12 protein-coding genes are annotated in these 13,926 nt (G+C 63.3%); 10 read left to right on the forward strand and 2 right to left on the reverse strand.

Annotation, left to right across the window (positions count from 1 at the left end):
• Positions 1 to 19 precede the first annotated feature (19 nt).
• Together ACIQTZ_RS11175 and ACIQTZ_RS11180 are read left to right on the forward strand one after the other, a co-directional pair.
• Entirely contained in the window at positions 20 to 775 is a 756-nt protein-coding gene (locus tag ACIQTZ_RS11175) for a DeoR/GlpR family DNA-binding transcription regulator (RefSeq protein WP_402980400.1), read from the forward strand.
• Positions 772 to 1,965: an MFS transporter gene (locus tag ACIQTZ_RS11180; RefSeq protein ID WP_402980403.1), complete on the forward strand. Its 1,194-nt coding sequence runs from the start codon at positions 772 to 774 to the stop codon at positions 1,963 to 1,965. The genes ACIQTZ_RS11175 and ACIQTZ_RS11180 overlap by 4 nt, the downstream gene beginning before the upstream one ends.
• On the opposite strand, the gene ACIQTZ_RS11185 is transcribed toward ACIQTZ_RS11180, so the two are convergent.
• Positions 1,910 to 2,719, reverse strand: a complete 810-nt coding sequence (locus tag ACIQTZ_RS11185) for a phosphatase PAP2 family protein (RefSeq protein WP_402980406.1) — start codon at positions 2,717 to 2,719, stop codon at positions 1,910 to 1,912. The genes ACIQTZ_RS11180 and ACIQTZ_RS11185 overlap by 56 nt on opposite strands.
• On the opposite strand from ACIQTZ_RS11185, the gene ACIQTZ_RS11190 reads away from it, so the two are divergent.
• From ACIQTZ_RS11190 to ACIQTZ_RS11225, 8 genes are all read left to right on the forward strand, one after another.
• Positions 2,687 to 4,192, forward strand: a complete 1,506-nt coding sequence (locus tag ACIQTZ_RS11190; protein WP_402980409.1) for a bifunctional phosphatase PAP2/diacylglycerol kinase family protein — start codon at positions 2,687 to 2,689, stop codon at positions 4,190 to 4,192. The genes ACIQTZ_RS11185 and ACIQTZ_RS11190 overlap by 33 nt on opposite strands.
• A 163-nt stretch (positions 4,193 to 4,355) precedes the next feature.
• Positions 4,356 to 5,297 (forward strand): ABC transporter ATP-binding protein, encoded by a 942-nt coding sequence (locus ACIQTZ_RS11195; RefSeq protein WP_402980412.1) that lies wholly within the window; start codon positions 4,356 to 4,358, stop codon positions 5,295 to 5,297.
• A 14-nt stretch (positions 5,298 to 5,311) separates the two neighbouring features.
• Entirely contained in the window at positions 5,312 to 6,202 is an 891-nt protein-coding gene (locus ACIQTZ_RS11200; RefSeq protein ID WP_402980415.1) for an ABC transporter permease, read from the forward strand.
• Between the two features lie 18 nt (positions 6,203 to 6,220).
• Positions 6,221 to 7,510 (forward strand): sensor histidine kinase, encoded by a 1,290-nt coding sequence (locus tag ACIQTZ_RS11205; protein ID WP_402980418.1) that lies wholly within the window; start codon positions 6,221 to 6,223, stop codon positions 7,508 to 7,510.
• Positions 7,507 to 8,202 (forward strand): response regulator, encoded by a 696-nt coding sequence (locus tag ACIQTZ_RS11210; RefSeq protein ID WP_400334982.1) that lies wholly within the window; start codon positions 7,507 to 7,509, stop codon positions 8,200 to 8,202. The genes ACIQTZ_RS11205 and ACIQTZ_RS11210 overlap by 4 nt, the downstream gene beginning before the upstream one ends.
• A gap of 62 nt (positions 8,203 to 8,264) precedes the next feature.
• Positions 8,265 to 9,185: an intradiol ring-cleavage dioxygenase gene (locus ACIQTZ_RS11215; RefSeq protein WP_402980421.1), complete on the forward strand. Its 921-nt coding sequence runs from the start codon at positions 8,265 to 8,267 to the stop codon at positions 9,183 to 9,185.
• Between the two features lie 37 nt (positions 9,186 to 9,222).
• Positions 9,223 to 10,524 carry a M18 family aminopeptidase gene (locus ACIQTZ_RS11220; protein WP_402980424.1) on the forward strand — a complete coding sequence of 434 codons (1,302 nt, stop codon included), beginning with the start codon at positions 9,223 to 9,225 and terminating at the stop codon, positions 10,522 to 10,524.
• Positions 10,525 to 10,760: 236 nt separating this feature from the next.
• Positions 10,761 to 12,173, forward strand: coding sequence for an amino acid permease (locus tag ACIQTZ_RS11225; protein ID WP_402980427.1), 1,413 nt, complete (start codon positions 10,761 to 10,763; stop codon positions 12,171 to 12,173).
• A 129-nt stretch (positions 12,174 to 12,302) separates the two neighbouring features.
• Here ACIQTZ_RS11225 and ACIQTZ_RS11230 read toward each other — a convergent pair whose 3' ends face one another.
• Positions 12,303 to 13,832, reverse strand: coding sequence for an aldehyde dehydrogenase (NADP(+)) (locus ACIQTZ_RS11230; RefSeq protein ID WP_402980430.1), 1,530 nt, complete (start codon positions 13,830 to 13,832; stop codon positions 12,303 to 12,305).
• Positions 13,833 to 13,926 lie beyond the last annotated feature (94 nt).

Below are 13,926 nucleotides of genomic sequence, written 5' to 3' on the forward strand. Positions count from 1 at the left end.
TGCTTGTTAGGCTGGAACCATGAAGACTGCCGACCGCCACCGCTACATCGGGGAGCTGCTGCGCACCCGCGAGGCGGTGACGGTTGACGAGTTGGTGGCCGAGTGCGGAGCCTCCGGAGCCACCATCCGGCGGGACCTGGAGATCCTTGCGGCCAACGGAGTGCTGAAGAGGGTCCACGGTGGCGCCCGCAGCCTGTTGGCGCGCGGCGATAATCCTGGCTACGGCCAGCGTGAACTTGAAGAGCACGAGTCCAAACTACGGATCGCAGCAATTGTTGACGGCCTCCTCCGGGACCGTGAGCACGTGTGGCTGGACAGCGGATCCACGGCCACGGAAATCGCGCGCAGGCTGTCCAACCGCGACCTCACCGTCATGCCCATGTCCCTTCACAGCGTGGACGCGCTGGCCGGGGGACGCGCCGAACTCATTTTGCCCGGCGGCCGTCTTATCCCGGGCGAACAATCATTCCGTGGACCCATGGCCGAATCCAACATCCGTTCGTTGCGCTTCGACACCGCGATCGTCACCCCTTGCGCCTTCAACCTCAAAGACGGGCTCCTGGCGCACGACCTCGACGATGCCGCCGTGAAGCGCTCCGGACTTGAGTCGGCCGCCCGGGTGATAGCCGCCGGCTCCGGAAGTAAATGGAATGCCAGCGCGGTGGCGTTGGTTGCCGCCATGGAGGCTGTGGACGTGATCGTGACAGACCTCAAACTCTCCCCAGAAGACCTTGCCCGGCTCGACAAACTCTCCGTGGAAGTTGTGATTGCATGACCACCAGCACCCGAACCTTACCGAACGTGAACGCCGCGGCAATCGCCACATTCCTGGTCTTTGGCATGAACGGCCTGGTCTTCGCCAGCTGGGCGGCCCGTATTCCCGCCGTGACCGAGGCGCTCAGCCTCACCTCGGGACAGATGGGCACCCTGCTGTTGTGCACCGCCGTAGGTTCCCTCGTTGCGCTGCCTTCGGCCGGGTGGGTGGTAGGCCGCATCGGAACCGCCAACACGGTGAGGCTTGCGGGCATCGTGGCCGGCGGTGCGGGAACGGCGATCGCCCTCTCGCTCATGGCGGCTTCGGTTCCGGCGACCGCCATTGCGCTGTTTTTCTTCGGTATTGGCATCGGCTTGTGGGACGTGGCGCAGAACATTGAGGGCGCCGAAGTCGAGCACCGGCTTAAGCGCACCATCATGCCGCAATTCCACGCGGCCTTCAGCGGCGGCGCGTTCGTTGGCGCCCTGATCGGCGCCGGGCTCTCCCAAATCGGTGTGGGCCTGCCCGTGCACCTGCTGGTGATCGCGGCCATCGCCGTGACCCTCTCGCTCACCGCCCCGCGCTTCTTTCTTCCGCACCACGCTGCGGTGGCTGAAACGCACGACGACGGTCCGGCGGCTTCCAAGGGCACGTCGGCTTGGCGGGATGGCAGGACGCTGCTCATCGGCGTGGTTGTCCTGGGTGCCACGCTGACCGAAGGTGCGGGCAACGACTGGATAGCCAAGGCCGCTGTGGACGGACTTGGCTCCTCCGAGGCAACGGGTGCGCTGCTCTTCGCGCTCTTCGTGGCAGCAATGACGGCCATGCGGTTCGTGGGCGGGAAGGCGATCGACAAGTTCGGCCGGGTAACTGTGCTCCGTGCCAGCATGGCCGCCGCGGCGGTTGGCCTGGCGCTGTTTGTCTTCGCGGACAACGTGGTCCTGGCGGCTGTTGGCGCTGCCCTGTGGGGCATTGGCGCAGCCTTGGCATTCCCTATGGGTATGTCCGCTGCGGCGGACGATCCGCGGCACGCCGCAGCGCGCGTCTCGGTGGTCTCCACCATTGGCTACGTCGCATTCCTGGCCGGGCCCCCGCTGCTGGGCTACCTGGGTGACCACACGGGCATCCACAACGCCCTGCTGGCTATTGGCGCGCCTATTCTTGTGGCCCTGCTGCTTGCCGGTGTTGCGAAGCCTTTGCCCGCCAAATAGGGCCGGTGCTTTCATTCTCGGCAATGCATATGCGGCGAAATGGCACCCACAGCAGCAGGACAAGGCCCGTCCCCAGGCAAGCGGCGCCGAGGACATCGCTGAGCCAGTGCGCTGACAGATAGGTCCGGCTGATCATCATGGCCAGAATCCCGAGTGCGGCCAACGCTTTGATCCAGAGCCGGTCGATAAGCACCACCGTGACTACCAGGAAGGTGGTTGTGGCCGACACATGCCCTGAAGGGTATGAGCCCGTGTCAGTCAGGACTTTGGCTCCCTCGGGACGTTGGCGGCCCACCACTACCTTGGCCAGCTGGGTGAGGGCAAGCGCAGTCACCCCCGCGACCATCACGAAGAGGGCCGTCCTGGGCCGTTGCCACAGCAAGAGAATCACGCCGAGAAGAAGCTGCAGGACGACCATCCCCACGTAGCCCACGCTGTTCAGCACCACATTCACTTGGTCCCAGAGGGGCGTGTGCAGGGTGAAGACGTAAGCCTGCCACAGCGTGTCCACGCCGTTGAACGCCGGCTCGCCGTTTCCCGCGAGGATGAGCAGGCCCGGAACAACAAAAGCGGTGAGCAACAGCACGGCCGGTGTTGCGATCTGCCATGTGGGCCGTTGACGCGGTTGCAGGAGGCGGGCCATCCACTCATGGTAGCCACCGGGGCTGGAACCGCCGGGGAGGCGCCGGGCAACCGTCGGCATCGGCGTTACGCTGGTCAGATGCAAGGCTTCCTGCGTAAAGGTCCAAAGCACGTCGCCAGGTTTGATCACTTCCTGGTGAGGGCTGTCTCACGCCAGCCCCAGGGTGAGCACGACGACTTCTTCCGGCGGCTCTCAGCAGCGGCCACCAAGGGCAAACTGTGGTTCGGCATCGCGGGCCTCATGGCCACGGTTCCGGGAAAGCCCCGCCGCGCTGCCTTGCACGGCCTGCTTGCCCTTGGCGTGGCCTCGGCGGTGACCAACCTGGTTTTCAAGACGGCACTCCCCCGCAGGCGGCCATTGCCCGAACATCTGCCTGTTTTCCGTTTCGTGAATCCGCAGCCCGTCAGTTCGTCCATGCCGTCGGGCCATTCCGCTTCTGCCGTTGCGTTTGCTGTTGGAGCCGGGCTGGTTTCACCGGCCATCGGCCTTGCCCTGGCTCCCGTTGCTGCCGGCGTTGCCTACTCGAGGGTCCATACGGGTGCGCATTGGCCGTCTGATGTGGTGCTGGGTTCGGCCTTGGGAGTGGGTTCGGCCATCGTGACGCGGAAATGGTGGCCGGCCAAGCCCCCGGAGCCCACTCCGCGGCGGACGCCCGTGGAACTCCCGAAGATATCCGACGGCGATGGGTTGAGTATTGCGGTCAATGCCATGGGCGGCTCCTACTCGCCGGAGACTGGCGATCTTCTCCGAAAGATATTTCCCAAAGCGCATATTCATGAGATTGCCGAAGGCGAAGACATCGGGCACGAAATTGAGGCAGCGGCCACCCGGGCCGGCATTATTGCCCTGGGCGTGTGGGGCGGTGACGGGACCGTTGGCACGGCGGCAGCTGCCGCCGTCGTACATTCCCTGCCACTCCTGGTGCTGCCGGGCGGAACACTGAACCACTTTGCCCGCGACCTCGGCGTCGGATCCATGGACGACGTCTTGAAAGCGGCTGCCGATGGGTCTGGCGCGTTGGTGGATCTTGGCAACGTCGTTATGCAGAGGGGCCTGCCGGAGCTGCCGGAAACCAGCGAATTGACGATGCTCAACACGGCCAGCGTAGGGGTTTACCCCAACCTTGTCCGGCGCCGTGAACGGTTGCAGCCGGCATTGGGCAAGCCCCTCGCCGGCCTGGTGGCATCGCTGCGGACGTTCGCGGTCAATTCCCCCACCACCCTGTTGGTGAATGGCGTCAGGCACAAGCTGTGGATCCTGTACATGGGCCGGGGCAGGTATTACCCCAGGGACCACGCGCCGCTTCGACGTCCGGTGCTGGACGACGGATTGTTCGATCTGCGCATGATCACTGCGGATGAGCCGTTCGCGCGGGCCCGACTGCTGTGGGCCACCGTGACGGGAACTGTGGCCGCATCCAGGGTGACCCACCTGACCGAGGGGACCAAGGTGCACATCGAGTCGATCGGGGAGCCGTTGGTGCTGGCTGTCGATGGGGAGCCGAAAGCCGGTGTCCGCAGCGCCGAATTCGTGGTCAAGCCGCGGAACCTGCGGGTCTATTCACCCCTCGACCCGGCGGTCTGAGCTGTTTCGGTCATCCGCGAGGATTACCCTGACTGAACCCTGAATCATCCCTGAGACAGGCGACTTCCTTCCTTCGTGTGACTAGCGTTTTAAGTACATTCACTACTCATCCGCATTCACTACTCATCCGCACGGACACGTGCCCAGGGAGGGGAACGCTTCCATGATCGAAGCAAAAGGCCTGACGAAGGTCTACGGCGAAAAGACCGCCGTTGGCGGTGTCAGTTTCACGGTCCAGGCTGGCCGGGTGACGGGCTTCCTTGGCCCGAACGGCGCCGGCAAGTCCACAACGATGCGCATGATCATGGGGCTGGACAGGCCAACATCAGGTGATGTCACGGTCAACGGCCTCCACTACGCCCAGCACAAGGCTCCGCTGCACCAAGTGGGCGCCTTGCTGGACGCCAAGGCCGTGCACACCAGCCGCAGTGCCTACAACCACTTGCTGGCAATGGCTGCCACCCACCACATCCCCACGTCGCGGGTCCACGAAGTCATCGAAATGACCGGCCTGGGCGCGGTGGCCAAGAAGAAGGCCGGTGGGTTCTCCTTGGGCATGGGCCAGCGGCTTGGAATCGCGGCTGCGTTGCTCGGTGACCCGCAAACGCTGATCCTCGACGAACCGGTAAACGGTTTGGATCCCGAAGGCGTTCTGTGGGTTCGCAATTTGGTGCGTTACCTCGCCAGCCAAGGCAAGACCGTCTTCCTGTCGAGCCACCTCATGAGTGAGATGTCCCAGACCGCGGACCACCTGATCGTGATTGGCCGGGGCAGGATCATTGCCGATGCGCCCATGCAGGACATCATTGCCGGCGCCCAGCAGGCCAAGACCCTGGTGCGTACTTCGGCGGCAAGCCGACTGTCCACGTTGTTGGTGGGTGACGGCGTCCGTGTGGACCAGAACGAGACCGAAACCCTGGAAGTTGTTGGTCTGCAGCCTCGTGAGATCGCCCAGGTGGCGCTGGACAACCAGGTTCTGATCTACGAACTGACTCCGCAGGTTTCCTCCCTGGAAGAGGCCTATTTCAACCTCACCAAGGACGAGGTTGAATATCACTCCCATCTCACTGGCGAGCCCATCGCCGCCGCAGCGGAAGGAAAGTAAGGACGATGAGCACCATGACTGAAAGCCGAACGAACGCACCTGCCCATGTATCTGCGGCCGGGCGGGGTGTGACCTTTGCCGGTGTTGTGAAGTCCGAATGGATCAAGCTCCGGTCCCTCACGTCGACGGTGATCCTGCTGGCCCTGACACTCATTGCCACCGTGGGTGTCGGTGCGCTGGCCGTCCTCATCCGGTTCACGTTTATCGACCAGATGATCAAGGAAGCGAAGAACGCCGGCCAGCCGGTGACTGCCGAGATGATCACGCAGCAGTTCCCGGCGGGCTCCGGGTTCGACCTCTACAACCTGCCGAACGCCGGAATCCAAATCGGCACCCTGGTCCTCGGTGCACTGGCCGTGCTCTTCATCTCCTCGGAGTACGCCACGGGGATGATCCGGTCCACCATGAACGCTGTTCCGAAGCGCATTCCGGCTTTTGCGGCCAAGGCTTTGCTCCTGGTTGTCATTTCCTACGTGATCACCACCATCGCCGCAGTCCTCACCTTCCTGATCGCCATGCCGGTGTTCCAGGGCCTCGACATCAAGCTCGACTGGTCCACCGACGGCGTCATGTACAGCATCTTCACCGGTGGCCTCTACGTTGCAGGCGTGGCCCTCATTGGTCTCTCACTGGGTACGCTGCTCCGCAACTCCGCAGGCGGCGTTACCGTGCTGGTCGCCCTCTTCTTTGTCCTTTCCATTGCTTCCGGGTTCCTGAGCCTTGTTCCCGGCGACTTCTGGAAGTACGTCCCCCAGTACATCCCCAGCGAGGCAGGCGGTCGCTTCCTGGCGATCGGGCACACGGACGGCGTACTGGATCCGTGGCAGGGCGGGCTGGTTTTCCTCGGCTACATCCTGCTCTTCCTCATCCCCGCCGTGTTCGCCATCAAGAAGCGGGACGTCTAGGCGGTCTAGGCTCGATCCATGACTGAAGCTCCACAGGCGAGGGACGCGTTGGCCACAGCGGCCGACGCGTCCTTCGCCGAAATCGCCCAACGGCGGCGCGGCCGTGTCCGGCGGTACTTCTACGAGCGTCCGCGGGCCATGGACGCCGTGGTGGTCCTTTGCTACGTGATCCTTGCCCTGCCCACCATCATTGCGTCCGGCAGCGAGGGCAAGTGGCTGGCGATGTCGCTGTTGCTGCTGATTGCGACTGTCCTGGCTTTCAGGCGACGCTATCCGCTCCAGGTGGTTACCGCCGTCGTGCTTTTCGAAGTGGCGGCCACCATCCTCAACCCGTGGGGCTCTAACGTTTCTGCTGGTTTGTGGTTCGCCCTCTATGCGGTGGCGACCGCGAAGAAGCGGCCTCTCGCGCTGCTGGTTTTCGTGGCGGCGAGCCTGCCGTTGAGCCTCCTGTACCTGTTCATGTGGACCAGTCCCACCAATCTGGACACGCTTCAGGACGTGCCGGAGAATTTCCATCTCATCAACAACATCGCCACGGCCGTCACCATCATGTTGTCCAACCTCCTGGCTACTGGAATCGGTATTTCGGTGCGGCAGCGGCGTGAACACGAGGCGGAAATTGCTGCGTGGGTGGCGCGGACAACGCAGCTGGGCAAGGTCACGGAGCGCAACAGGATTGCCCGCGAGATGCACGATGTTGTGGCGCATTCGCTGACGGTGATGATCAGCCTTTCCGATGGGGCTGCTGTGGTGGTCAAGAAGGATCCGGAACGCGCAGGCGACGTGCTGAACGAGCTGTCCAGGACCGGCAGGGCCGCCCTGGCCGACATGCGGCGTGTCTTGGGCGTTCTCCGTGACGATTCCGGGCGGCCCGCACCTTTGGCACCCTTGGAGTCGGGCCATAACCTGGGGAAACTCTTGGACGGGTTCCGCACCGCCGGCCTGCCCCTGCACTACGCCCATACGGGCCCGGCGCTGCCCGCCGACCCCGCGTTCGAATTGACGGTGTACAGGATCGTCCAGGAATCGCTGACCAACGTCCTTCGCTACGGCCGGTCGCTGAGCCGGGTGGACGTGCAGATAACCCGCGACGGCGATTTGGTCACCATTGACGTGCTCGACGACGGCCGTGGAACCCGGGAGGGTGGCGGGGACCTGGCGAGCAGCATCGGATCAGGCCAAGGCATCGCAGGGATGAGTGAGCGTGCGGGAATTTATGCTGGAATCGTGACTGCCGGTCCTGGAAAACGCGGCGGCTGGGCAGTACACGCCCAGCTGCGCTGGAACGGCGATAAGGGGGAAGAATGACTGGGGACAGCATGATCAAGGTCCTGTTGGTGGACGATCAGCCACTGCTTCGGATGGGGTTCCGACTCATCCTGGAGGGTGAGGACGATTTCACCGTGGTGGGCGAAGCTTCGGATGGGGCGGAGGCCGTGCGGTTGGTCGCGGAGCTGCACCCTGACGTGGTGCTCATGGATGTCCGCATGCCCGCCATGGACGGTATTGAGGCCACCAGGCGGATTTCGGACGCAGGCTCGGATTCCCGGGTGATCATCCTGACCACCTTCGACCTCGACGAGTACGCGTTCTCGGGTTTGCAGGCCGGCGCCTCGGCGTTCCTGCTCAAGGATGTGGCGCCCGCCGAATTGGTGCATGCAGTGCGCCTGGTAGCCAGCGGGGATGCTGTTGTGGCGCCGCGGGTCACGCAACGGCTGCTCGAAACTTATGTCCGTGGCGGGCATGCGCCGGGACTGGCTCCAGCCCCGCACCGGGATCCGCTCCTGGACGAGCTCACGCCGCGTGAAACCGAAATCCTCACCACCATCGCCGAGGGCCTGTCCAACGCCGAGATTGCGCACAAGTTCTTCCTGTCCGAGGCCACGGTGAAGACCCACGTCCGGCGGATCCTCAGCAAGCTCCAGCTGCGGGACCGCGTGCAAGTGGTGGTTTACGCCTATGAGACGGGCCTGGTGGTCCCGAGCAACCCGGATTACTGACCCACAGCCCCGGCACAGCTTCACCATGTACAAGCCATAGGCTGCCCGCGTTTGATGGAGGCATGACTTCACTCCAGCGCCTCACGCAAGCTTCCCCGGAGGAAGACCAGCCGCATCCCAACCACGATCGCGGACTTGAATTCGACCTGTCAACGATCCTGAATCGCAGACGGACGCTGGGTGTCCTCTTCGGTGCGGGAACGGCAGCAGCCTTGGCAGCCTGTACGCCGGGTACGGGAGGCAGCAGCGCCACGCCGTCGTCCTCTGCCAGTGCGGCGGCGACTGCGACATCGGCTGAAACCGCGACCGCCTCGCCTTCCGCAACGAGCACGGTAACCAGGGCCTTCGCAGAATGTGGCGTGGAGATTCCCCAGGAGACGGTGGGTCCGTACCCGGGCGATGGCTCCAACGGTCCCAATGTGCTGGAGGCCTCGGGAGTGGTGCGCAAGGACATCACGTCCAGCTTCGGCACCTCCACCACCAAGGCCGAGGGGGTACCGCTGACGGTAACCCTGACCCTCCTGGACAACGCGAACGGCTGCTCCCCGTTGGCCGGCGCGGCTGTGTACGCCTGGCACTGCGACCGGAACGGGAAGTACTCCCTCTACGACAGTGGCCTGGAAAACGAGAACTACCTCCGCGGAGTGCAGGAGACCGACGCCAACGGGCAGCTTACGTTCATCACCATCTATCCAGGGGCCTACAACGGCCGGTGGCCACATATTCACTTTGAAGTATTTGAGTCGCTGACCAACACCAGCTCCGCGGGCCAAGTCCTGGCCGTGTCCCAGATCGCCCTGACGGAGGCGGCCTGCAATGAGGTCTATGCGTCGAGCGGATACGAGAGCAGCGCCAAGAACTTCCCCAACACGACGCTGACTTCGGACAATGTCTTTGGTGACGACGGCGGCATATACCAACTCGCGACTATGTCCGGCTCAGTGGCCGGTGGCTACACGGCTGCACTGAACGTCACGGTGTAGCCCGGCGCGTCGGCGCAGCGGGACTAGACTCGGGGTCATGCCTTCGAACGCCTCCGCAGCAGACCACATCCAGGACCTCGGCTCTTTTGTTTCGGCGTCGCCGTCGAGTTTCCACGCAGTGCACGAGGCGGCCCGACGCTTGGATGCTGCGGGTTTCACCGGGCTTGATGAGCTTCAACCGTGGGAGGGCGGCCCGGGCAACTACTACGTGATCCGTGACGGTGCCCTGGTTGCCTGGGTCACGCCGGCCAACGCCGGTGCAACCAGCGGCTTCAACATCCTCGGGGCGCACACTGATTCGCCGTCGTTCAAGCTCAAGCCCAAACCCACCACCGGGAAGTTCGGGTGGCTGCAGGCGGGTGTTGAGGTCTATGGCGGCCCGCTGCTCAACTCGTGGCTGGACCGGGAACTGCAGCTTGCAGGCCGTTTGGTGATGCGTGACGGCACCCAGCACCTCACTGCCACCGGTCCGCTCCTGCGTTTCCCGCAACTGGCCATCCACTTGGACAGGGCCGTGAACGAAGGCCTGACGCTGTCCAAGCAGCAGCACATGAACCCCATTTTCGGTCTCGGCGATCCCGCCGGGGAGGACTTGTTGGGCCTGCTCGCCTCGCGCGTCGAGGGGGCAGCTGTGGATGCTGCGGAAATCGGCGGTTACGACGTCGTGGTGGCAGACACGCAGGCGCCGGCAGTTTTCGGGGCCAACGGTGAGTTCTTCGCGTCGGGCCGATTGGATAACCTTTCCTCAACCCACGCCGGGTTGGTGGCGCTGCTCGCCCACTCCGCCGCCGCGCCAGCCAATGGACCGATCGCCGTCCTGGCTGCCTTTGACCATGAGGAGATCGGCTCCAACTCCCGGTCCGGCGCGTGTGGCCCGTTCCTGGAGGACATCCTGACCCGGATTTCCGATGGTTTCGGCGCTTCGGTGAGCCAGCGGCGGCAGGCCCTCTCGGCGTCGTTCTGTGTTTCTGCGGATGCGGGCCACGCCGTCCACCCGAACTACGCGGAGCGCCATGATCCCACCAACCGGCCACTGCTGAACGGTGGCCCGCTGCTGAAGATCAACGCCAACCAGCGCTATGCCACGGATGCCACGGGCGCCGCCTTCTGGGCACGCCTCTGCGAGGAGTCGGGCGTGCGCTACCAGGAGTTCGTTTCCAACAACGACATTCCGTGCGGCTCAACCATCGGTCCGCTCACTGCGACGCGGCTGGGCATCCGGACCGTTGATGTGGGCGTTCCGCTGCTGTCCATGCACTCCGCCAGGGAGTTGTGTGGCGTGGAGGACCCGCACTTGCTGGCGACGGTTGTTGAGAGGTTCTTCGCAAGCGCGGTGTGACCGGACCCACAGGCTAAAGCGTCAAGGAGTCGTTTCAGGCTCGTTTCGATAGTGCTTGCAGCGAAACAAATGATGCCTCAAGCTATACATTTTGTGCATCCTCCTGTTTCGCTCAACATCAAAATGTACGTTCGCACAGCTTAGGCCGGAACCTCGCTGGCTAGTGTGGAAAGCCAAGTGGCCCAGTGCACATCAGTCGAGGGCCTTTCCCAGAACACTAAGGACGGCGCTCATCCATGCACGCTGACCAACAACTTTCCAAGTCACTGAAGCCCCGCCACCTGTCCATGATCGCCATTGCCGGCGTCATCGGTGCAGGTCTCTTTGTGGGCTCCGGAGCGGCGATCCAGCAGGCAGGTCCGGGTATCCTCGTGGCGTATCTGGCCGCGGGCCTTGTGGTCATTCTCGTGATGCGCATGCTCGGCGAAATGGCTGCCGCCAATCCCGAGACCGGCTCCTTCTCCACCTATGCGGACAAGGCCCTGGGCCGCTGGGCCGGCTTCAGCATCGGCTGGCTGTATGCCTGGTTCTGGATCATCGTCCTCGGCATCGAGGCGACCGCCGGTGCGGCCATCATGCATCGCTGGGTTCCAGGTGTCGACCAGTGGGTTTGGGCCCTTGTCCTGATGGTCCTGCTGACGTTGACCAACCTCGGTTCGGTGAAGTCTTACGGTGAGTTCGAATTCTGGTTCGCTTCCATCAAGGTGGCAGCAATCGTGATCTTCCTCCTCGCCGGCATCGCCGCGATCCTCGGCCTGTTCCCGGGTGTTTCCGCCCCGGGCGTGGCGAACCTGCTGGACCAGGGCGGCTTCATGCCGAACGGTCCCGGCGCCGTGCTGGCCGGAATCCTGGTGGTGGTTTTCTCCTTCTTCGGCGCCGAAATCGCGACCATTGCTGCCGGCGAATCAGCCAATCCAGTGGACGCGGTGAAGAAAGCCGTGAAGTCCACGGTATGGCGGATCCTCATCTTCTACATCGGTTCCATTGCGATCGTGGTTACCCTCCTGCCCTGGAACAGTGCCTCCGTGGCCAAGAGCCCGTATGTCGCAGTCATTGAGCTGTACGGCATCCCCGGCGCGGGTACCATCATGGACATCGTGGTCCTGACCTCGGTGTTGTCCTGCCTGAACTCGGGCCTCTACACGGCGAGCCGCATGCTGTTCTCCCTTTCGCAGCGTGGAGATGCGCCCAAGTCCTGGACCAAGATCTACAAGCGCGGTGTCCCGGCAGCCGCCGTCCTCGCTTCCACCGTGGTGGGTTTCATTACCGTTGGCCTGAACTACCTGGCTCCGGACACCGTGTTCCTGTTCCTGGTGAACACCTCCGGCGCGATCGCCCTGTTCGTCTGGCTGGTCATCGCCACATCCCAGCTCATCCTTCGCCGGCGTATGGGTGACGCCGCAAAGAGCCTCGAACTCAAGATGTGGTTCTTCCCGTACCTTACGTGGATTGCGATCGCCAGCATCGTGGCGCTCATTGTGGGCATGGTGATCCTCGAATCTACCCGCCAGTCGCTGTTCCTCTCGCTTGCCCTGGCCGTCGTGGTGGTCGGCATCGGCGTGTTGCGTTACCGGAAGGCCGGCCCCCCGGCCCACCCGGCCGCAGCGGAAGCCAAGCCCGCGGAAGTAAGTTCCGGACCGGCGTCGTAAGCTTCTGTTCGCTGCGGGGCAGCTGCCGTCAACGTACGACGGCGGCTGCCCCGTTTGCGTTTAAGCCGCTGACGGAAGGGGCTCACCTTAGGGGGGTATCGGGCGTAGTACGAGTCGGGCCGCAGAGTTCTATCGTGACGTTGGCCCATCGGGCAGTGTCAACCGGCCGTTCATGCGCCGCGGAATCGTGTTGGGCCCGTCCTGGAGTTCAGCGGGAAGCAGTGAGGCGGGTGCGTCTTGAAACGTTACTGGCCGAAGGAATCGACGGACTGCAGTCGACCCCACCGAAGTGTGGAGTGTGTTTGTAGACGGCCACGGGCCGCCGTGAGTCTGTGCCCAGCTGACGTTCACGCCGGTGGGGTAGTCGTTGTAGAGAATGCGACCTGCAAACGGCACGGAAAGCTCGGTCAATCGTGCCGTTAGGTTCTCGTCCCCCGTGCCGAAATGGATCGTTACGGTTAGCGAGCCGAGCATGGTGGTGAGCGCGCTCTCCAGTTCAGGGAGGGTGCTGTACCGGACAATGAGTGCTGAGGGGCCGAAGCATTCGCGAACTACTTCCGGTCCCAGTTTCGACGCCTTGATGCTGAACACAGCGGGACTGACGTGGAAGCCCTTCTCGGCCTGAGCGACCCTGGGAGTGATCCGTTGGACACCGTCGAGGTCATCCAAGGCGCTGGTGATGGAGCCGTACTCTTCGAAGATGCGCTGATTCAGTAGTGGGGCAACGGTAATAGCCGAGAGTTCCTCCGCCAGGGCTCTCACCAAGGCGTCTCCATCCGGTCCTTCCGAAACAAAGGCTACTCCGGGCTTGGTGCAAAGCTGACCGGCCGATGTTGTGATGGAGGCCGCGAGCCGGGCGCCAATTTCTGCCCCTCGCTCCATTGCCGCGTTTGGCGTAACAATCAATGGGTTCAGACTGCTGAGCTCGCCGTAGAAAGGTATCGGCTGGGGTCGGCTGTTGATGACGTTCAGGAGAGCAGTGCCGCCGCTCAGAGAGCCGGTAAAACCCACCGCTTGAATCAGTGGGTGTCTGACAAGGGCGCTGCCGGCATCTTGACCAAAGACGATCCCGATGGTTCCGTCTGGTGCCCCGAAGTTCCTCGCCGCAGCCACCATGACATCGTGTGAGAGTTCGGAAGTCTTTGGATGTGAGCTGTGGGCTTTGAGGACAACTGGACAGCCAGCGGCGAGGGCTGATGCTGTGTCACCGCCCAAAATGGAAAAGGCGAAGGGGAAATTGCTGGAGCCGAACACGGCTACAGGTCCGATGGGCTGCAGAATCCTTCGGAGGTCCGGTCTAGGCCCCATGGGACTCTGCCCGGCTGTGTCGATGGTCGCCTCCAGGTAGCTGCCCTCACGCAGGACCTCTGCAAAGAACCGCATCTGGTAGGTGGAGCGGTTGAGTTCAGCTGCAAGACGTGTTGTCCCTATGCCGGTTTCTTCATCGGCAGCTTTGATGAGTCCCTCAGCCCCAATGTCTACAGCGTCCGCGATTGACTCCAGCAACCTCGCACGTCCTTCCCGGCCGAGTTTCCGTAAGTAACCGAATGTTGAACGCGAACCACGCGCGATGCGATCGACATCGACGTCGCTGCTCTCTGTCGCTATCGGCTCCAGTCGTATACCTGTGTACGGGTTGGTACCTGCGATGGTGGGCATTTTCGAATCCTTTCGGGTAGCTCATTGGTGGAGAGTTTGGGGGTCCTCGAGGGGTGGATCCCGAATGGATCCCGGGTGCGATCCGGGTGTTGCG

This window comes from Paenarthrobacter sp. NPDC090520 (assembly GCF_044769205.1).
Classification (GTDB): Bacteria; Actinomycetota; Actinomycetes; order Actinomycetales; family Micrococcaceae; genus Arthrobacter.